This window comes from Rahnella inusitata (assembly GCF_003263515.1).
In the GTDB taxonomy this organism is placed as follows: domain Bacteria; phylum Pseudomonadota; class Gammaproteobacteria; order Enterobacterales; family Enterobacteriaceae; genus Rahnella; species Rahnella inusitata.
Window position 1 is genome coordinate 128,844 of record NZ_JYDE01000015.1, and the last position, 20,843, is coordinate 149,686.

Sequence of the window (20,843 nt, forward strand, 5' to 3'; positions counted from 1 at the left end):
ATTGCTGTCTGTCTTTGCTTCTTTTGTCGTACGCTTATTTCACGAATGAAGACAGATTGTCTTTATCAACCGCGACGTAAGGAATACGAACGACTTTATTTTCCAGTTTCCAGTTGGTGCCTTCAGCAGCAGGTTTGCCGGCGGCCAGATTTCTTGCCAGATCAAATGTCGCTTTCGCCTGGTTGTTGGCATCGTTAAGCACGGTACCGGCCATTGCGCCAGATTTCACCAGCGCCAGCGCTTCTGACAGGGCATCCACACCGAACACAGGAATGCTGGATTTGTTGTGAGATTTCAGTGCTTCGACTGCGCCCATTGCCATTGCGTCGTTGTTGGCAATAACCACTTCGATTTTATTGGCGTTCGGGCCAGACAACCAGGCATCCATCTTGTCTTTCGCCTGTGCGGTATCCCACATGGCGGTATCAAGTTGCAGCTGGTCAGTTTTCAGGCCTTCTTTGCCGTTCAGAGTGCTGATGACGTATTTGGTACGTGCTTCAGCATCCGGGTGGCCCGGTTCGCCTTTGATAAGCACATATTGGATCACGCCGTCTTTGTTCAGGTCCCAGGCCGGAGTCGCTTTCCAATGTTTAGCAATCAGCTCACCCTGGATAATGCCGGACTCTTTAGAGTCAGTACCGACGTAATAGGCTTTATCGTAGCTGTCCAGATCTTTACGGGAAGGTTCTTTGTTATAGAAAACAACAGGAATGCCAGCACCGCGGGCTTTCTCAATGATGACCGGAGCAGCAGCCGGGTCAACCAGGTTGATGGCCAGGGCTTTTACACCTTTCGCCAGCATGACGTCTACCTGATCGTTCTGGGTGGACTGGCTGTTTTGCGAGTCATTCATCAGCAGCTGCACGTCCGGCGTCGCTTTCGCATCTTTCTCGATGGCTTTGCGCACTTCGGACATGAAGTTATCGTCATATTTGTAGATGGTAACGCCGATTTTAGTATCAGCAGCGTGCGCAGCAAAACCAAACATCATGCTTGCAGCCAGAGTCGCCAGGGTGAAGACCTTCTTATTCATTTGTATCTCCGGTTATGTAGGGTGTTACAGAATTTGGCACCGGAAATCCATGTGGGAGCAGTACAGCTCCACGTCATGTGTGTGGGTGCCTGCCATCCTTGACCTATAACGTCCTGTCTCGCTGTGAAACCAGTCCGGTAAGCCGGACACAAAGTGAATCATGTCGAAAACGAATGAATCATAATGGTCGCGATGTTAATAAACTGTGAAAGTTCTCACAGATTGAAAACGGTTACATCGCGTTATTTGATCAATAAGTGACGGGTGCCACATTTTGCCACGGAGCAACGGAATGCCGTCTGACCAGCGTGGGCATAAAACAGTGTGAAATACCTTCAGATAACTGTTCTGCTGCGCCTTTTAGCGCCAGTTCGGTTGCCAGCGTCGCCATGGAAACGATCGGATAGCGCACCGTCGTCATTTTCGGGCTGGTGTAACGGGCGATCGGTATGTCATCAAATCCTACCAACGAAAAATCGTTCGGGACGTTAATTCCGTTCTCTTTCAACACCGCCATCGCACCGGCGGCCATCGAATCATTGTAAGTAAACACTGCGCTGAGGTGCAGATTGCGCCCCAGCAGCTCTACCATCGCCGCCTCACCGCCCTGTAAATCCGGCGAACCCTGTGCGCGCCAGATGGCTGGCGGCGCGTCATGCGTCTGATGTGACTGCGTCATTGGCTGCGTCATCGCCTGCACATAGCCCTGATGGCGCTGCACATCATCCTCTATCGCATGGCTCGAACCGATGTAACCAATGCGCTGATGCCCCTGCGACAGCAGTAATCGGGTCGCCATTTCCGCGCCGCTGACGTTGTTTAGCCAGACACAGCGGTGCTCGTAGCCCGGAATGACGCGGTTAATCAGCACCATGCCCGAAACCTGATCCATAAAGCGCGCAAGCTCGTCATCGCCCAGCGCTTTGGAATGCACGATGAGTGCGTTACAGCGCTGACGAATCAGTACTTCAATGGCATGCCTTTCTTTTTCAGCAATATGATAGCTGTTACCTATCAACACATATTTTTGATGCAACTGGGCGACGGTATCCACCGCTTTCACCAGTGCTCCAAAAAAAGGATCCGAGACGTCCATCACCACCACACCGATGGTGTCGCTGCTTTGCGTTGCCAGCGCCTGCGCATTGGCATTAGGCCGGTAACCTAAGGTTTCGACGGCGCGTAACACCTGCTCGCGCGCCTCTTTACTGGCAATAGAAGGATTGTTCAGAACCCGGGAAACCGTGGCGACTGAAACCCCTGCGAGACGTGCGACATCACGAATGGTGACCATTTGTCGCTCCGTGATCTGCCAGGCTTTGATAAGGAGGAATACGGAAATTAATCACCCAGGAGGTAAATAACGCAGAGAAAGAGAAGCGAGGTGAAGTGCTCATGGCGTTTCCTTATTAGAGTAGTGGTCGTCAGACTGGCACGACCGCTATCCTAATCATTTTGTGGAAACGCCTGCGTGAATCTCGTCACAGGAAAGAAAACGTTTACATACAATTATGCAACGTTCATCCCAAATCTATCATTTAGAATGATGTGACGGTGCAAAACTCAGGCAGATTTGAGTTCGACGCCCGAGGCTTTGAGTGTGAGTTTGCGCCAGATCCATTCGACCGGCCCCTGCCGGAAATACCGTAACCAGACCAGCGTGAACAGCAAATTACCTGCCCAGACCAGCGGCACCAGCGCCAGCAATTGTAAGCGGTCAAAGTGCATAAAGAAGCCGAGTACGTTGAAGAATGTGGTGCAGATGAGCGTCTGGAGCAGATAGTTGGTCAATGCCATGCGGCCAACCTGCGAGATCCAGCGCACAAGGCGCCAGCCAGAAATCACCGACCAGAAGCCGTAACACAGCGCCAGATAGCTGACGGACTGCATCAGCGAACCGATTTCACGCGGCACCTGTAACAAAAAACCGCTCCAGCGATAGTCCCAGCCGGTCTTCCACTGCATATAAATCGCCGGGATTTGAATGAGTAATGAAAGCGGTAACAGTGCCGCCGCCACTTTACGATAATGCGACTCGCGGAATTCGCCTTTCAGCCAGCCACTGCGCATCAGCCCGGAACCTATCAACATCGCGCCCGCCAGTTCCCAGCCGTATTGCGCACCGACCGCCAGCAGGCTCGAGGACAATAAATCCAGCCGGTTTTGAATCGCTTCCCAACCGCCTTTCAGCTTCCAGAATTGTTCATATTGTATTTCCGCCGGGCCAGGCACCCAGAACGTACCCGGCGACGGGGATGAAATCAGGCCAAGCATCGCCAGCACGGCGACGCCAATCATATACAGGATAATACCGGTCGAAATCAGCGACTGGCTGCTTCGCCCTTCCCGCACCATGCGCCAGCACACCAGACCAATCAGCCCATAAGACAGTAAAATATCGCCATCCCACAGGAAAATGGCGTGCAGAAACCCGCAAAACAACAGTAATGACAGTCTTGCCTGGATCCAGTGCTTGCCGCGCGGCAGCAGTAAATACAGGCCGCCGCCAAACAGCATCGCAAACATCATCAGGAATTTGCCCTGCGCAACCGCATCGAGCACCGCCCATGTCCAGGTATCAGACGTCGATGGCACGCCGGCATACCCCGGATTCAGATAAGCCGCCTTGGGTAACCCAAAGGCGCTGATATTGAGCAGAAGAATGCCAAAAATGGCGAGGCCACGGGCAAAGTCGAGCGTGGCAATACGTGAGCGCATACCAGACGTTCCTGTTAACGGTAAGGTGCAAAAAGTTGCGGGCTCCAGACAGACTAACGGCACCCTGAAGGTGCCGCAATATCAAACTTTCTGCCCGGTTAAAACGTCATCGCTTAACTGGCGTGTCTGACCGTTCTTAAAAATTCCTGACGGGTATTTTGGCTCGATTTGAACAATCCGCCCAGAGACGTGGTGGTGGTGGCGCTGGTCGCGTCACGCACACCACGCGCTTTCACGCAGTAATGCACGGCATCAATCGACACCGCCACGTTGGTGGTGCCGAGCAGGGTCTGCAAGGCCACCAGAATTTGCTGGGTCAGACGCTCCTGAACCTGCGGACGCTGCGAGAAGAACTGCACGATGCGGTTGATTTTCGACAGACCGATCACGGTATCTTTCGGGATATACGCCACGGTCGCTTTGCCGTCGATGGTCACGAAATGGTGTTCGCAGGTGCTGGTCAGGGTGATATCGCGCACGGTGACCATTTCATCGACCTTCATCTTATTTTCGATGACGGTGATTTTTGGGAAGTTGGCGTAATCGAGCCCGGAGAAGATTTCATCGACATACATTTTGGCGATGCGGTTTGGCGTTTCCGCCAGACTGTCGTCGGAGAGATCCAGATTCAGAAGCTGCATGATACCGGTCATGTGTTCCTGGATCCGCTGCTTGCGCGTTTCATTGTCGATAGGCAGAGCTTCACGCAAGGGGGTTTCCAGACCACGGGCTAACAGGGCCTCGTGAACCAAAATGGCTTCTTTACTCAGGGTAGGCATTCATTCTTCTCCGGCAGATGTAATCACTTTGACGCAGATCACGCCAAAGTGAGGTGGCTTACTGTAGTGGAGAGCGGAAACAGAATCCAGTGATTGTGTTTCATGATGGATGAAATAGCTGCAAGTTATCGTTTATGCCTGAACACCAAAGTCCCCGCGATAATAAATCCGACAAAAGCGACGTACAGTGCAGGCTCCAGACGGTGAGTCAGCGCAGTGGAAATGGCCGACAGGACCGGTCCGCACAACTGCCCAACCGCATAGCCGGTGGTCAGCAGCCCTGCCATATACCGGCTGTGATGAGGAGCCAGCTCGCGGCTGCACTGTAACGCCAGCTGGACCACGCTGAGGAACCCACCGCCCGTGAGCAATGCGCCCAGCACCAGTCCGCTCACGCCCGGTACCACTTCGGCACACAATATACCGAGCGCCTGGATCCACAACGTCAGCGCCAGACGCCGGTGCGTGGTCAGGCAGTGACGGGTCAGAATACCGATCACAATGCCAATCACCGCCGCGCCGCCGAACACCGGCCAGACAAACTGCGCAAACAGGCTGTCTGGAAAACGTGCGTTAGCCATCTGCGAAAGAAACGTTGCGGGCAGGATATACCCGAAGCCCGCCAGACTGTAGCTCCACACTAAGCGTTTGAGTGCAGGTGTCATCACCAGTGGTTCGGCCGCGACGTGCGATCGGTGCAAATCCCCTTTGCGCGGCAGATTCGGCGTGATAATCGCCACGAAAATCAGCGCCAGTACGCCGTACACACACCACGCCTGCGCAGAACTGAGCTGCAAACTGTGGATACCGACTGCCAGCATACCGCTGAGGAAAATCCCCGCGCCCGGTCCGGCAAATACCGCCGCACTCATCGCCGGACGACCGTAATGCGCCAGCCGCTCGTTACACCATGCCGCGACCATCACCATCGCCCAGCCGCTGGTCCAGCCGATCAGAAAACGCACTACGCTGTGCAGCACTTCGCCGGAAATCACCGCCGACAGCAAGGTCAGTACTACGCCGCCCCACACGCCCAGCCACAGGCGTCGCTCGAGGTGCTTCGTCGCGCGCATTGCATCGTACGCACCGCACAGATAGCCGAGATAGTTGAAGGCCGCCACCAGACCCGCACCGGTCAGCGTGAACTGATGTTCAGCTATCATTAAAGGAACCTGCGGCGTAAAGGCAAAGCGCCCGATACCCATTGCGACCACAAAGGCCAGAAAACCACTTAGCGCAATACGAAAAGCCATAACCGCTCCGATGAGAGAAACCGCGACGCAACATAATAGAAACAATGAGTAAACATACTCAAAGCCGATCGCTGATAACAGCATCTTTCCAAAAAGAAAGTTGTCACACAGGATGCAGGAAAGTTACAATCACGAAAACTGAATAATACAAACCAAGTTGTTTACGATAAGAGAACGCAGGAACTCATCATGGATCTCACCCAGTTGCGAATGTTTTGCTGCGTGGCAGAAACCGGATCGCTTGCGCGCGCGGCGGAGCAGTTACACCGCGTGCCGTCGAACCTGACGACCCGCCTGCGCCAGCTCGAACTCGAACTGGGCACGGATTTGTTCATCCGCGAGAAACAACGCATTCGCCTTTCTGCGATGGGCCATAACTTCCTTAATTACGCCGAGCGCATTCTGGCGCTGAGCGATGAAGCAATGAGCATCACCCACGCGGGCGAACCGGCCGGGAATTTCGCGCTGGGATCGATGGAAAGCACAGCCGCGACGCGTCTTCCTTCGCTGCTCGCCGCCTATCATCAGGCGTTTCCGCAAGTGGCGCTCTCACTGGTCACCGGTACCTCCGGCGAAATCATCGACAGCGTGCGGGCCGGTCGTCTTGCAGCGGCGCTGGTGGATGCTCCGATCGATTTTGACGATCTCAATGGTTGCATCTCCTACCGCGAGCGCATGGTGGTGATCAGCCCGCTCAATGAATCACCGCTTGAACCGCCCGCCGGGCGCAGCGGCCACACCGTTTTTGCCTTCCGCCCGAGCTGTTCCTATCGCCAGCGTTTACAGGCGTGGATTAAACAGATGAACGTTCCGGTGGCCAACACCATGGAGATTCAGTCCTACCACTCCATGATGGCGTGCGTCGCCAGCGGTGCGGGGATCGCTATGGTTCCGCGCTCGGTGCTTGAGCAACTGCCTGGTCACGAACGGGTCCAAATCCACGAAATCCCGGAGGAATTTGCCGATACCGCCACCTGGCTTATCTGGCGTCGGGATGCATTCAGCCCCAACGTCCGGGCGCTGAAAGAACAGATCATTGTCCAAAATGACGGCGTGATCCCGTTACTCAAACACCCTCTGTCCCCCGAAGAAGTGGATTTGATGCACGACACTAAATCCATCCGTACCGATATTCATTTTAACCCGTAAGGAAAGTGTTGATGAGCAGCTCGATTGAACTACTCGAAGAGCACCGGATGTTTGGCGGCTGGCAGCAGCGCTACCGTCATACCTCGGCAAGCCTGAACTGCAGCATGACGTTCAGTATTTATCTGCCACCGGCAAAAGATGACACCCCACCGCCGGTGCTGTACTGGCTGTCAGGTCTCACCTGTAATGATGAAAACTTCACGACCAAAGCCGGTGCGCAGCGCGTCGCCGCCGAACTCGGTTTGGTGCTGGTGATGCCGGATACCAGTCCGCGCGGTGAAGGCGTCGCTAACGATGACGGTTACGATCTCGGTCAGGGCGCAGGTTTTTACCTCAACGCCACCCAGGCTCCATGGGCGGCACATTACCGGATGTACGATTATCTGGTGGATGAACTGCCAGCGCTTATCAACGGTCATTTCAAGGTCAGCGATCGCCAGTCGATCTCCGGCCACTCGATGGGCGGCCACGGCGCGCTGATGCTGGCGTTACGTAATCCCCAGCGTTTTCGTTCGGTGTCTGCCTTCGCGCCGATAGTCAATCCGGCACAGGTTCCCTGGGGGCGTAAAGCGTTCAGTGCGTATCTGGGTGATGACGAAAGTCAGTGGCTGCAATACGACAGCTGTCACCTGCTGAGTTCGCTGCCTGCGGATCAGACTCCGTTCCCGATTTTAATCGATCAGGGTGATGGCGATCAGTTCCTGGCGGATCAGCTTCAGCCGTCAAAACTGGCAGAAATCGCCCGCCAGCGCGGCTGGCCGGTGACGCTTCGCGCGCAGCCGGGATACGATCACAGTTACTTTACGATTGCGTCGTTTGTGGAAGAACATTTACGGTTCCACTCGGGGTATTTGCACCCGAAGGCATGAGCCTTTAAGCTCCACCCTTTCCCCTTGAGGGACCGCGAAGCCCGATGAGTTATAATCGGGCTTCTGCATTAGGAGTGAACTAACGCTCACTCAATATAAAATAATCATCCATATTCCTCGTTCCAAACAACCGACGGAATATGGGGGATTCTCCCCAAACGCTAACTTTTCAATTTCGGATCCAGCGCATCCCGCAATCCATCCCCCAGCAAATTAAACGCCAGTACAGTCAGGAAAATCGCCAGACTGGGGAAGATCGCCACATGCGGAGCCATCACCATATCGGCACGCGCCTCATTGAGCATCGCCCCCCACTCCGGTGTCGGCGGCTGGGCGCCCATGCCGAGGAACGACAGGCTCGCAGCGGTGATGATTGACGTCCCGATACGCATGGTGAAATACACCACGATCGAGGACAACGTACCCGGCAGGATATGCCGGAACAAAATTGTGGTGTCGGACGCACCGATGCTTCGGGCGGATTCGATGTAGGTTTGTTGCTTAAGCACCAGCGTGTTGCCGCGTACCAGCCGCGCGAACGCCGGAATGCTGAAGATGGCGACGGCGATGATAACGTTCGACATGCCGTTGCCCATCACGGCGACGACGGCGATTGCCAGCAGGATGCCAGGGAAGGCAAACAGGACGTCGCAGATGCGCATGGTGATGCGATCCCACCAGCCTTCGTAATATCCCGCCAGCAACCCGAAGACCGTGCCGATGGCTGCGCCAAGGACGACCGAGAGCACCCCGGCGGTCAGTGAGATACGGGTGCCCATCAGGATACGGCTGAAAATATCACGCCCGAGAGAATCCACTCCGAGCCAGTGCATCATCGACGGGCCTTCGTTCAGACGGTCGTAATCGAAATAGTTTTCCGGATCAAACGGCACCAGCCACGGCGCGAAAATCGCGGCGGCTATCAGCAGCAGGATAAAAGCGCCCGCAATCATCGCAATATGCTGCCTGCGAAAACGACGCCAGAACGCCTTCCACGGTGTCCTTACCGCCTGTGATGTAGCAGTTTCTGCCGTCACCATCGGCAGACCTGCGAGTACGGCATTTCGCCGCCAGTTTTTCATGCGTTTGCTCACTTGTATCGGATGGAAGGGTTAATCACGGCGTACAGCATGTCCACCAGCAGGTTGATCAGGATGAACTCCAGCGAAAACAGCAGCACTTCGGCCTGAATCACCGGGTAATCGCGCATCTCGACCGAATCCACCAACAACCGCCCTAACCCCGGCCAGTTAAAGACTTTTTCGACCACAATCGAGCCGCCGAGCAGGAACCCAAACTGTAAGCCCATCATGGTCACCACCGGGATCATCGCGTTACGCAGGCCATGTTTTATCACCACCATGCCTTCGTGAACGCCCTTCGCCCGCGCGGTGCGCATGTAATCCTCCTGCATGACCTCGACAAAAGAGGCGCGGGTAAAGCGTGCCATGATCGCCGCCACGGCCGCACCCAGCGTGACAGATGGCAGAATGTAATGCTGCCAGCTGTCGGCGCCCACGGTCGGCAACCAACCAAGCTGGACGGAGAACACCTGCATAAGCAACATGCCGAGAGCAAAAGCGGGAAAGGAGATACCGGAAACGGCGAGCGCCATGCCGAGACGATCCGGCCAGCGGTTGCGCCAGACGGCTGACACTACGCCGATCACCAGCCCGAAAATCACCGACCACACCATGCTGGTCAGCGTCAGCCAGAAAGTCGGCATAAAGCGGGAACTGATTTCATCGATGACCGGACGTTTCGACACCATCGAATGACCGAAATCGCCGGTCAGCGCATTGCCAAAGAAGGTGAGGAACTGCTGATACAGCGGCTTATCCAGCCCCAGGTCCTGACGCACCAGCGCCACAACGCTGGCATCGGCGTCCTGACCGGCCATCAGCCGCGCCGGGTCGCCCGGTAAAAGATGCACAAACAAAAAGACCAGCACGGCCACAATCAGCAGTGTCGGGATCAATCCAAGCAGTCGTTTTAGAAAATAATTAAGCATGATTCGCTGTCTGTGATTGCACGATACGATATCCATGTTCCGTCGCAGGAACACACGAGTTCAGGGCGCGCAGCTAACCTGCTTCACGCCCTGAAAACTTCATCGCGTATTATTTCACATCCGCTTCATCAAAACTGAACGCGGTATCCGGCATCACATAGAAACCGCTCAGACGTTTGTTTTTCGCTGACACCAGACGTTCGGTCACTAAGAAGGCCCACGGCGCGTCGGTCCAGATTTGTTTCTGGGCATCGGCGTACAGTTTGGCTTTCTCGGCTTTGTCGGTGGTTTTCAGCGCGTCGGTCAGGTCTTTATCCACCTGCGCATTGCTGTAAAACGCCGTGCCGAATTGTTTAGGCGGAGCCGCCTGGGTGGAGAACAGCGGTGACAGCGCCCAGTCAGCTTCGCCCGTTGAGGCAGACCAGCCGGTGTAGAACATGCGCACACCCGCCTCTTTCTGCCCGACGTTCTCAACCTGCGCCGCACGCTGCGCAGCATCCATGGCAGTCACGTTCACTTTGATACCCACCTGCGCCAGTTGCTGCTGGGTAAACTGCAAAACTTTCTGCGCGGTGCTGTTGTTATGCGACGACCACAGTGTGGTGGTGAAACCATCCGGATAGCCCGCTTCTTTCAGCAACGCTTTGGCTTTGGCCGGATCGTAAGGCCAGGGTTTGAATTTCGCAGCGTACTCAATACCCTGTGGCAATGGCCCTTCGGACGGTACGGCATAACCGGCAAACGCCACTTTGATCAACGCATCTTTGTTGATGGCGTAGTTGATTGCCTCACGCACCTTGACGTTATCAAACGGCTTTTGCGTGACGTTCAGGCTGATGTAGCGATGCAGGATCGAGGGTGCGGTAACCAGATCCAGCTTCGGATTTTTCTCCAGCAAGGCGGCCTGCTCGTAAGGCACCGGGAAGGCGAAATCCGCTTCGCCGGTTTGCAGCATTGCCGCGCGGGTATTGTTGTCTACCACCGGACGCCAGGTAATGGTGTCGAGTTTGGTTTCGTCTTTCTTCCAGTAGCCATCGAATTTCTTCACTTTCACGAAGTCAGTCTGGTTCCACTGTTCCAGCGTATACGGGCCGGTGCCGACCGGATGGAAACCAATCTCTTTGCCGTATTTGGTCAGCGCCGCCGGAGAGATAATCACCGCAGACGGGTGCGCCAGAATATTGATGAACGCCGAGAACGGTTCTTTCAGGGTGATTTTCACCGTGGTGTCATCCACCGCTTCGGTGCTGGCGATATTTTTGAACAGGTTATAACGCTTCAGATGGCTGTCCGGGTTGCTGGCGCGGTCAAAGTTAACCTTCACCGCAGCGGCGTTGAAATCGGTGCCGTCCTGGAACTTAATGCCCGGATGCAGTTTGATGGTGTACACCAGACCGTCTTTGCTTACCGTGTAGCTATCCGCCAGCACGTTCTCCAGCTTCATATTTTTATCGAAGCCGAACAGTCCCTGATAGAAGGATTTGGCCACCGCCTGCGACAGCGTGTCATTGGCGTCATAAGGATCGAGCGAGGTGAAGTTAGAGCCTACGGCGACCACGACGTCTTTGGCTGCCCACGCCGAGGCGGACGCCAGCGAACCGAAAACAGCGGCAGCGAACACGGCCTGACGGACAACGTTCTTACCTTTACGTTTCTGCTGATTCATGTCAGTTCCTTTTCCTGTCTTACCCGTTTGTCTTACAAGATTGACCGTTCAAAATGAGCGGCCACAAAAATCAGTACACACCGGCAATCGCGTGCCGTGCCACAAAATGTCCTTCCGCCACTTGTACCAGCGGGGCCACGCGCGGTTCATCGTTTAAATCGTGGATCGGGCTTGGGATTTCATCGACCAGCAGCGCCTGTTCTTTTCGCTTGTGCGCCGGATCGGCCACCGGCACCGCCGCCATCAGTTTGCGGGTATAGGCGTGCTGAGGATTTTCAAACACTGCGCGACGCGGGCCGATTTCCACAATCTGTCCGAGATACATCACCGCCACGCGATGGCTGATACGCTCCACCACGGCCATGTCATGCGAAATAAACAGAAAGGCCAGTCCAAATTCTTTCTGCAAATCCATGAGTAAATTAATGATTTGTGCCTGAATCGACACGTCGAGCGCCGAGACAGACTCATCGGCAATCACCACTTTAGGATTGAGCGCCAGCGCACGCGCGATACAAATCCGCTGCCGCTGCCCGCCGGAAAATTCGTGCGGATATCGCTGCGCGTGTTCCGGCAGCAGTCCGACCTTTTCCAGCAGCCACGCTACGCGGTCTTCCGCCTCTTGGCCTTTGGCGATTTTATGCACCAATAGTGGCTCCATGATCGAATACCCCACCGTCAGGCGCGGATCGAGCGAAGCGTACGGATCCTGAAAAATGAACTGAATGTCGCGTCGCAGATGTTGCAGCGCGCTGCCGCTCACGTCGGTCAGCGGCTGGCCGTTAAAGGTGATCGTCCCGCCCTGACTCTTCACCAGCTTGAGCAACGAGCGGCCGGTGGTGGATTTTCCGCAGCCGGATTCACCGACCAGCGCCAGCGTTTCGCCAGGATGTAAATCAAAACTGACTTTTTCCACCGCGTGAATGCGTCGGGTGACGCGGTTGAAAATGCCACTGCGCAGATCAAACCGGGTGACCAGATCTTTTACCTGCAAAATCGGCGGCGCGCCCGGCGTCAGGGTGTTTTGCACCAGTTGCGGATCGCTTTCAGACTGTTCGGGCAGAGGAAAACGCGCAGGCAGCGGTTTGCCTTTCATCGAACCGAGTTTCGGCACGGCGGCCAGCAGCGCCTGCGTGTAAGGCTGTTGCGGCGAATGGAAAATCGACGCCACGTCACCCGTTTCCACGCTGTTACCCTTGTGCATCACCAGCACGCGGTCGGCGATTTCGGCCACCACGCCCATGTCGTGGGTGATAAAAATCACCCCCATCTGCATCTCTTTTTGTAGCACGCGGATAAGCTGCAGGATTTGCGCCTGAATGGTCACATCCAGCGCGGTGGTAGGCTCATCGGCAATCAGCAGCGCAGGTTTACAAGACAGCGCCATCGCAATCATCACGCGCTGGCGCATTCCACCGGAAAGCTGGTGGGGAAAACTGTCGAGGATATTTTTCGCTTCGGGAATGCGCACTAAATCCAGCATCCGCAGCGCTTCCGCACGGGCGGCGCGGTGATCTTTATCCTGATGCAGACGGATGGATTCGGCGATTTGCTCGCCCACCGGAAACACCGGATTGAGCGAGGTCATCGGCTCCTGAAAAATCATCGCCATATCGGCACCGCGCAGGCTGCGCATTTGCGACTGCGAGGCGGCCATCAGTTCAACAATTTCGCCGTTACGTCGACGAAACTGCATCTCGCCCTGCGAAATCTGCCCGCCGCCCTGCTCTACCAGACGCATCAGCGCCAGCGAAGTCACCGATTTACCCGAACCCGATTCGCCTACGATCGCCAGCGTTTCGCCGCGTCGCACCTGAAAACTGAGATTATTGACTGCCGGGATCACCTGCCCCTCATGCGTGAACTGCACGCTGAGGTTGCTGACCGCCAGAACGCTCTCGGGCGGAAGGATAAGAGAGGGATTCATGACATTCTTCATGAACGGTAGATGCTGACGCTGGGGGCATCGCCGACGCGGGCAAATCCGCGGTACATGCCTTCGCTGTTAAACGGCAGCGCCACGTTGCCAAAGCGGTCGACAGCAATCATTCCGCCGATCCCACCGAGGGGCAGCAGCTTTTCCTGCACGACCTTGTGGGTTGCTTCTTCCAGCGATAATCCGGCGTATTCGATCAGGGCCGCCACGTCATAGGCCGCCACCGTGCGCATAAACACTTCACCGGTGCCGGTGCTGGAAATCGCCACCGTATGGTTGCTGGCGTAGCAGCCTGCGCCGATGATAGGGGAATCACCTACGCGTCCGGCCTGTTTGTTGGTCATACCGCCAGTGGAGGTCGCCGCTGCCAGATTGCCCAGCGCGTCCATCGCCACGGCACCGACGGTGCCAAATTTGCGTTCAGGATCAAGCGGGTCGCCGCTTTGCGATGCGCCGTCGTGGTCGAGCAGCACACCACTGTCGGCGGCAATGGCCCGCTGCAACTGGTCGTAACGCTCCTGCGTAAAGAAGTATTCCGCCCCGACCATTTCCTGTCCCTGCTCGCGGGCGAAGGTTTCTGCGCCTGCACCGGTAAACATCACGTGCGGGCTGACTTCAAGCACCTTGCGGGCGGTGAGGATCGGGTTGCGGATATGGTTGACGCAGCTGATGGCACCGGCGTCCAGCGTGCGGCCATCCATAATACAGGCGTCTAATTCGTGGGTGCCCTGATGGGTAAAAACGGCGCCCTTTCCGGCGTTAAACAGCGGGCATTCTTCCAGTAATCGCACCGCTTCCGTCACCGCATCCAGCGCGCTGCCCCCTGCGGCAAGAATGGCCTGCCCGCTGGAAACAATGCGTTCCAGCTCGGCTAAATAATGTTGTTCTTTTTCGGCACTCATCGACGCACGGGTAATCGCCCCGGCGCCGCCATGAATCGCAATGACCGGGCGCTTCTTGTTCGAAACGGAAGCCGCTGAATTATCAGTAGAAGAACTCATTAGCACTGCACCCTGTGTTGTTGTATTTATGTAAAGAGAAATGCGGACCTGTTTTTGACTATATTTAGCCCGCTACAGTATGTAAAGCAGAAATGTAAAACCACTGATACAGCGCTAATTGCTTAGATTGTTTGAGAAAATTAAATAAGGGGATCGAATAAACATCCAAGACAAATGACTAAATAACGGGAATAATAAACGTCCTAACCGTGGATAAAAGCACCTCTGGCTAAGCTTCCTGCGGCTTTTTTTATATTTTTTCTTTTTAGGGATTCAGTGATGGAAACTGTTTATAACCGCCGTCGGATCAATGTGATCTCCTGGCTCAGTTACTTCTTTACCGGTGGACTGGTTTCCACTCTCGGTATCGTTATCGGGCCAGTGGCAACCGCCTTCAACAAAGATCCGGGTTTCATCGGGCAAATGTTCTCCTTAATGAACATCGGTTTATTCCTGCCAATTATGGTCAGCGGCATCCTGATGCGTAAGTTTGATCTGGGCAAACAGCTGATGACCGGCTCCTTCGTTTCCGTACTGGTGTGTATCGCGCTGTTTATCGTGCCGTCTATCACGCTGTTTGGCGTGGGTGTGTTCCTGATTGGCGCAACGGCGGGCCTGATGATGTCCATCGGCAGCTATCTGGTGGTGCGCATCAATGATGATCCGAAAAAGCGTTCGGCGAACCTGATTTTCACCGACTTCTTCTTCGCGCTTTCCGGTATGACGCTCTCACTGGTGCTGGGCTTCCTGTTCAAACATGGCGCAAGCTGGCTGGCGATGTACGGCATCATGGGCGTGCTTAGTCTCCTGATGATCCTGCTCTGCGCAGGCCAGAAATTCCCGACCGTGGCACAACCGGTAAAAACCGAGAAAAACAGCAGCGTCGCACAGGAGCCATGGGGCATTGCGGTATTCTTCCTGTGTATCGCATTGTTTGCATTCGTATTTACCGAACTGGTCTTCACGCTGTGGATGCCAAGCTGGCTGCATGAACATTTCGGCATGGAAACCGACCGCGCCGCAATTTACATCACCACCTACTGGATGGTGAAAGCGATTGGCCTGTTCCTCAACCAGTTCACCGTCCGCTTCGTGAAACTGCGCACCTTCCTGCTGGTGTCTGTCGTAGTGGGTATGGCCAGCCTGAGCGTGCTGACCACCAGCAACTCCGAGCTGATGGTGCTGATTGCGGTCGGTCTGTTTGGTTTCTGTAACTCCGGCCTGTTCTCCGGTCTGATGAGCTACGGCAGCCTGCAGGTCAAGAACTCCCCGCCAACGCTGACCTCCGCGCTGCTGACCACCAGCTCCGTCGGCACGCTGATTTTCGCGTCGTTCTCTTCTTTCATCTACAACCAGTACGGTCTGTTCTGGGCGCTGAACATCGCCACCATTTCCTACGCGTTGCTGGTGCTGATGGTGATTTTTGCCAGCCTGAAAAGTAAGGCCGAGAAGATTAACCACGAAGTTTCCGCTCACTAAATTCAATGCTTACAGCAGGGCTTCGGCTCTGCTGCTTCATCCTTCCCCGCCCAGTGAATCCAGAAAACGTGCCGCCGCCGGTGTCACCGAATCCGTCTGATAAATCGCATATAAATCGACGGGTAACCTTTCGCTCAGCGCGCAGAACCGCACGCCCGGCCAGTGGATCCGCGCGTAGCTTTCCGGCAACAGCGTGATGCCATAACCGTTTGCCACCAGCGCCAGCGCAGTTTGCGGCTCGTTCACCTGATGTTTCACCTGCGGCAGAAAGCCGTGCTGGCGGCACATCGAATAGAGATAACCGCCGAGGCTGGAGCTGTTCATCGGCATCAGAATAAAATCCTCATGCGCCAGCTCGCCCAGTACGACGCTGTTTTTAGCCGCCAGCGGATGCTGTTCTGAAATCGCCAGCGCGACGTTCTCCCGCCCCATCAGCTTGCTGGATAGCCCCTGCGGCAGTGACACCCTGGCTTCGCGCCAGATACCGATATCAATCCTTTGCAGTTGCAGCGCGTCGATTTGCTGCACCGGCGTCAGTTCGGTAATCGACCAGCTGATTTCCGGCGCACTTTGACCGAAGCGGTTAAGCGCAGGCATCAGCGGCCCCCACGCGGCAGTGCCGACCGTGCCGAACTGAATGTGCCCGACCTCGCCGCGCCCGATTTTTCTCACCTGATGCAGGGAACGGTTGATGCTGTCGAGCATCAGCCCGGCTTCGCGCATAAGCGCCGCACCGGCAGGGGTCAGAGAGACGGAACGCGTGGTGCGCAGAAACAGCGGCGTGCCAAGCATCACTTCCAGTTCTTTAATGTGCAGGCTGAGCGGCGGCTGTGACATATTCAAACGCACCGCCGCCTTGCTGAAACTCAGCTCTTCCGCCACCACGCGAAAATAGTGCAAAAGTCGCAGATTTATCTGGCCGAGATCGAATACCGAGTCGGTAAAGGGTCGCGTCATGTTTGTCTCCGAAACATCGATTTATCCATAAATATGAATCTGTTGGATTTATAGGTTTTCGCTATAAATCCACCAGAACATCGGTATTAGACCTGAACAGCCGCTCACCCTAGCATTGCCAGCACCCCCTACCTACTGTGAACAATGAGAGAAGTGATCATGCTCAATAACAACGCTTTTGACTGTGCAGCAATTATCCGCCAGCGCGCACCGGGCTTTATTCCTCGGGCCGCGCTGATTTTAGGTTCCGGCCTCGGTACGCTGTGTGACGACATGGCCGACGCCATCGCCATTCCTTACAGCGAGCTGCCGGGTTTCCCGCAAAGCAGCGTCGTTGGCCACGCCGGTGAGCTGGTGCTGGGCACGCTGGAAGGCATTCCGGTGATGTGTATGAAAGGCCGCGGCCACATGTACGAAGGCCACGGCATGTCCGTAATGACCAGCGCCGTGCGCACCTTTAAACTGCTTGGTTGTGAATTCCTGCTGGCGACCAACGCAGCCGGTTCGATGCGTAAAGAAGTGGCGCCGGGCCGCCTGGTTGCCCTCACCGACCACGTCAGCTTTATGCCGGAATCCCCGCTGGCGGGCCCGAACGATGACCGTTTCGGGCCGCGCTTCTTCAGCCTGGCCAACGCCTATGACAAAGACCTGCGCGCTAAACTCCACGCGGTAGCCAGCAAACTGGACATCGACGTTGCGGAAGGCGTATTCGCTGCCTACACCGGCCCGAACTTCGAAACACCGGCTGAAATCCGCATGATGCAGACTTTAGGTTGCGACGTGGTCGGGATGTCCATCGTGCCGGAAGTGATTTCTGCCCGCCATTGTGGCCTGAAAGTGCTGGCGATTTCTGCGATGACTAACTTCGCCGAGGGCCTTTCCGATACCCCGCTTTCCCACGAACAAACCCTGAGCTGCGCCAAACTGGCCGTGGGCGATTTCACCCGACTGATCCGTGCGTTCTTCGCCGACCTGTCAGCGGCTGCAAAATAAGGAACCGTGATGGAACAGACATTCAACCGCCAGCGGATCAATATGATCTCCTGGCTCAGTTACTTCTTTACCGGCGCGCTGGTTTCCACGCTCGGGATTGTCATCGGCCCTGTGTCACAGGCGTTTGGTAAAGATCCGGGCTTTATCGGTCAGATGTTCACACTGATGAATATTGGTCTGTTCCTGCCGATCATGGTCAGCGGCGTACTGATGCGAAAATTCAATCTGGGCAAACAGCTTATTACCGGCTCGGCGGTTTCCGTGCTGACCTGTATCACGCTGTTTCTGGTGCCGACCATCACCATGTTCGGCATCGGCGTTTTCCTGATTGGTGCAGCCTCTGGGATCATGATGTCCATCGGCAGCTATCTGGTGGTGCGCATAAATGAAGATCCGAAAAAACGCTCGGCGAACTTAATCCTCACCGATTTCTTCTTTGCGCTGGCAGGCGTGGTGTTATCCCTGTTGCTCGGCTATCTGTTCCAGCACGGCGCGAGCTGGCTGGCGATGTACGGTGTGATGGCGGTGCTGAGTCTGATGATGATTGTGTTGTGCGTCGGGCAGAAATTCCCGTCGATACCGCAATCAGAAAACGCCACTTCGATGAAGAAAGATGAGCAGCAGCGCTGGGGTATGTCCGTCTGGGTGCTGTGCTTCGCGCTGTTTGCCTTCCTGCTGGCTGAGCCGATTTTCACCATGTGGCTGCCAAGCTGGATGAAAGAACATTTCGGCATGGCCGCTGACAGTGCTGCGTTTTACATCACCACCTACTGGACGGTGAAATCCATCGGCCTGTTTGTAAATCAGTTTACGGTACGCTTCGTAAAACTGCGGACTTACCTGTTGATCTCCACGTTTGTCGGGCTGGCCTGTCTGGCGACTGCCGCCAACAGCGGGAATACGACACTTATCCTGATTTGCGCTGGCCTGTTCGGCTTCTGCAACTCTGGCCTGTTCTCCGGCATCATGAGCTACGGCAGCCTGCAGGTGAAAAACTCGCCGCCTACGCTCACCTCCGCGCTGCTGACCATCGGCACGATCGGTACGCTGATTTTCTCTACCCTGTCGTCGCTGGTGTACAGCCAGTACGGTTTGTTCTGGGCGCTGAATACTGCGACTATCTCCTACGTCTTCCTGCTGGTGGCGCTGATTTTCGCCTCCGTCAACAGTAAGGCCGAAGCGCTTGAGCAACAACCGGCGCAATAAGCACGGACATTGGCGCATAAAAAAGGGAAGACTCCACGGAGCCTTCCCTTTTCTTATTCTTACTGCCCGGTTACATCTGAGGGCAGCGCTGCAAACTGTTGAGCCAGGATGTCTGAGGCTGAGCAACCAGACGGCGGGCGCGTCCGTGGCGACGCAGGATCAAACCTTTATCCTGCATTTCACTGAGATCGCGGCGAATGGTTTCGAGACTCACATCCAGCGATTGTGCCAGTTCGCTAACCTGTAACACTTCATGCTGTTCAACCAGCTGAAGGATGGCCTGATGGCGATTTTTTTTAAGCACCGGTTATTCCTGTTTGTATGACAGTTGTGTGACGGATATCACAAATAACGGTAAACATGATACCTGCGTTACATTGTTAATTTTGGGATCGATCTCAATTTTTCGACAATCCCCGCGAAGTTTTTACGCCTACAGCGATTTTTGGTTCGTCCCGTTTCTCTGTCATACTGTGCGCATGCTCTATTTTTCCGCCCGGCCTCCGGTGAAATCACCCGCGCCGCCGGGACGTAATCACTAAGGAATTTTCATGGAATTCAATACAGCCGGTTTAATCTCACTTCAGGAAGCGCTGGATAAAATGCGCGGCCACATTCCGCCAAAAACCGCTCAGGATGCCGAATCCGTGGCGCTCGATACCGCCGCTGGACGCGTTACCGCCGCACCGGTGCTTTCGCCGGTATTCGTTCCGCCTTTTGATAATTCTGCGATGGACGGTTACGCCGTGCGTTGTGCCGATCTGCACGACGGCGCGGTACTGCCGGTTTCAGGCAAGGCCTTTGCCGGTGCGCCTTTCCACGGCGAATGGCCTGCCGGGACCTGCATCCGCATCATGACCGGCGCACCGGTGCCAGAAGGCGCGGACGCGGTTGTCATGCAGGAACAGGCGGAAGTCTCGGATGCAGGCGTGCGTTTCACGCATGCGGTCACGTCAGGCCAGAACATCCGCCTGACCGGTGACGACATCAAACAAGGCGACAGCGTATTGTCGCAGGGCGTGCGTCTGGGCGCGGCAGAGCTGCCGCTGCTGGCTTCGCTGGGTGTGACCGAGGTTCAGGTGTGGAAAACGTTGAAAGTCGCCGTGTTTTCGACCGGCGACGAACTGCAACCGGTAGGAACGCCGTTGCAGGAAGGTCAGATTTACGACACCAACCGTTTTGCAGTGCGCCTGATGCTGGAACAGCTGGGCTGCACAGTGCTTGATCTGGGCATCATTCGCGACGATCCGCAGGCGCTGCGCAAAGCCTTTGAAGAAGCCAACGCGTTTGCCGATCTGGTGATTTCCAGCGGAGGCGTCTCCGTCGGCGAAGCCGATTACACCAAACAAATGCTCGATGAGCTGGGCGAGATCGGATTCTGGAAACTGGCAATGAAACCGGGCAAACCGTTCGCCTTTGGTAAGCTGAAAAACAGCTGGTTCTGCGGCCTGCCGGGCAATCCGGTCTCTGCGGCGCTGACGTTCTATCAGCTGGTGCAGCCGTTTATCGCCCAACTGGCTGGCCACACCGCGTGGCAGTTCCCGCCGCGTTTGCAGGCTGTCGCTGTCACGCCACTGAAAAAATCGGCGGGACGTCTCGATTTCCAGCGCGGCATTTACAGCACCAACGCACAAGGCCAGCTGGAAGTGCGCACCACTGGGCATCAGGGTTCGCATGTCTTCAGCTCCTTCAGTCAGGCCAATTGCTTTATCGTGCTTGAGCGTGATCGCGATAATGTCGCCGCCGGTGAAATCGTCGAAATCGAACCCTTCAACGCCCTGCTGCGGAGCTGA

General features: G+C 55.6%; 18 protein-coding genes. 6 read left to right on the forward strand and 12 right to left on the reverse strand.

Going from position 1 to position 20,843, the window contains the following annotated elements; all coding sequences use genetic code 11:
- Positions 1–34: 34 nt before the first annotated feature.
- The 5 genes from mglB to TU92_RS09240 all read right to left on the reverse strand — a co-directional run bounded on the left by mglB (position 35) and on the right by TU92_RS09240 (position 5,783).
- Complete coding sequence (gene mglB, locus TU92_RS09220; protein ID WP_112166442.1) at positions 35–1,033, reverse strand: galactose/glucose ABC transporter substrate-binding protein MglB; 999 nt, start codon at positions 1,031–1,033, stop codon at positions 35–37.
- Positions 1,034–1,283: 250 nt separating this feature from the next.
- Positions 1,284–2,327: an HTH-type transcriptional regulator GalS gene (gene galS, locus TU92_RS09225; RefSeq protein WP_112166444.1), complete on the reverse strand. Its 1,044-nt coding sequence runs from the start codon at positions 2,325–2,327 to the stop codon at positions 1,284–1,286.
- A gap of 269 nt (positions 2,328–2,596) precedes the next feature.
- The gene (gene yeiB, locus TU92_RS09230; protein ID WP_112166446.1) at positions 2,597–3,751 is read right to left on the reverse strand and encodes a DUF418 domain-containing protein YeiB; all 1,155 of its coding nucleotides are present in this window, start codon (positions 3,749–3,751) and stop codon (positions 2,597–2,599) included.
- A gap of 113 nt (positions 3,752–3,864) precedes the next feature.
- Positions 3,865–4,530, reverse strand: a complete 666-nt coding sequence (gene folE / locus TU92_RS09235; protein ID WP_112166448.1) for a GTP cyclohydrolase I FolE — start codon at positions 4,528–4,530, stop codon at positions 3,865–3,867.
- Positions 4,531–4,655: 125 nt separating this feature from the next.
- Positions 4,656–5,783, reverse strand: coding sequence for a YbfB/YjiJ family MFS transporter (locus tag TU92_RS09240; RefSeq protein WP_112166450.1), 1,128 nt, complete (start codon positions 5,781–5,783; stop codon positions 4,656–4,658).
- Between the two features lie 189 nt (positions 5,784–5,972).
- On the opposite strand from TU92_RS09240, the gene ptrR reads away from it, so the two are divergent.
- Both ptrR and fghA read left to right on the forward strand, forming a co-directional pair.
- Positions 5,973–6,932: a putrescine utilization regulator PtrR gene (ptrR, locus tag TU92_RS09245; protein WP_244207737.1), complete on the forward strand. Its 960-nt coding sequence runs from the start codon at positions 5,973–5,975 to the stop codon at positions 6,930–6,932.
- An 11-nt stretch (positions 6,933–6,943) separates the two neighbouring features.
- Entirely contained in the window at positions 6,944–7,801 is an 858-nt protein-coding gene (gene fghA / locus TU92_RS09250; protein WP_112166452.1) for an S-formylglutathione hydrolase, read from the forward strand.
- Positions 7,802–7,962: 161 nt separating this feature from the next.
- Here fghA and gsiD read toward each other — a convergent pair whose 3' ends face one another.
- From gsiD to TU92_RS09275, 5 genes are all read right to left on the reverse strand, one after another.
- Positions 7,963–8,883: a glutathione ABC transporter permease GsiD gene (gene gsiD, locus TU92_RS09255; protein ID WP_112166454.1), complete on the reverse strand. Its 921-nt coding sequence runs from the start codon at positions 8,881–8,883 to the stop codon at positions 7,963–7,965.
- A gap of 8 nt (positions 8,884–8,891) precedes the next feature.
- The gene (gene gsiC, locus TU92_RS09260) at positions 8,892–9,812 is read right to left on the reverse strand and encodes a glutathione ABC transporter permease GsiC (protein WP_112166456.1); all 921 of its coding nucleotides are present in this window, start codon (positions 9,810–9,812) and stop codon (positions 8,892–8,894) included.
- Between the two features lie 109 nt (positions 9,813–9,921).
- On the reverse strand, positions 9,922–11,478 hold the full coding sequence (gene gsiB, locus TU92_RS09265; RefSeq protein ID WP_112166458.1) for a glutathione ABC transporter substrate-binding protein GsiB: 1,557 nt from the start codon (positions 11,476–11,478) through the stop codon (positions 9,922–9,924).
- A 70-nt stretch (positions 11,479–11,548) separates the two neighbouring features.
- The gene (gene gsiA, locus TU92_RS09270; RefSeq protein ID WP_425272529.1) at positions 11,549–13,405 is read right to left on the reverse strand and encodes a glutathione ABC transporter ATP-binding protein GsiA; all 1,857 of its coding nucleotides are present in this window, start codon (positions 13,403–13,405) and stop codon (positions 11,549–11,551) included.
- 8 nt (positions 13,406–13,413) lie between these two features.
- Positions 13,414–14,415, reverse strand: a complete 1,002-nt coding sequence (locus tag TU92_RS09275; RefSeq protein ID WP_112166462.1) for an isoaspartyl peptidase/L-asparaginase family protein — start codon at positions 14,413–14,415, stop codon at positions 13,414–13,416.
- A 279-nt stretch (positions 14,416–14,694) separates the two neighbouring features.
- On the opposite strand from TU92_RS09275, the gene tsgA (TU92_RS09280) reads away from it, so the two are divergent.
- Positions 14,695–15,894, forward strand: a complete 1,200-nt coding sequence (gene tsgA, locus TU92_RS09280) for an MFS transporter TsgA (protein ID WP_112166464.1) — start codon at positions 14,695–14,697, stop codon at positions 15,892–15,894.
- Between the two features lie 36 nt (positions 15,895–15,930).
- Here the strand turns inward: tsgA (TU92_RS09280) and TU92_RS09285 are convergent, their stop codons facing one another.
- Positions 15,931–16,851: a LysR family transcriptional regulator gene (locus TU92_RS09285; RefSeq protein ID WP_112166466.1), complete on the reverse strand. Its 921-nt coding sequence runs from the start codon at positions 16,849–16,851 to the stop codon at positions 15,931–15,933.
- A gap of 159 nt (positions 16,852–17,010) precedes the next feature.
- On the opposite strand from TU92_RS09285, the gene xapA reads away from it, so the two are divergent.
- Positions 17,011–17,844: a xanthosine phosphorylase gene (xapA, locus tag TU92_RS09290; RefSeq protein WP_112166468.1), complete on the forward strand. Its 834-nt coding sequence runs from the start codon at positions 17,011–17,013 to the stop codon at positions 17,842–17,844.
- Between the two features lie 9 nt (positions 17,845–17,853).
- Positions 17,854–19,050: an MFS transporter TsgA gene (tsgA, locus tag TU92_RS09295; RefSeq protein WP_112166470.1), complete on the forward strand. Its 1,197-nt coding sequence runs from the start codon at positions 17,854–17,856 to the stop codon at positions 19,048–19,050.
- 70 nt (positions 19,051–19,120) lie between these two features.
- On the opposite strand, the gene TU92_RS09300 is transcribed toward tsgA (TU92_RS09295), so the two are convergent.
- Positions 19,121–19,354, reverse strand: coding sequence for a DeoR family transcriptional regulator (locus TU92_RS09300; RefSeq protein WP_056769160.1), 234 nt, complete (start codon positions 19,352–19,354; stop codon positions 19,121–19,123).
- Between the two features lie 247 nt (positions 19,355–19,601).
- Between TU92_RS09300 and moeA the strand changes: the two genes are divergently transcribed.
- On the forward strand, positions 19,602–20,843 hold the full coding sequence (gene moeA / locus TU92_RS09305; RefSeq protein WP_112166472.1) for a molybdopterin molybdotransferase MoeA: 1,242 nt from the start codon (positions 19,602–19,604) through the stop codon (positions 20,841–20,843).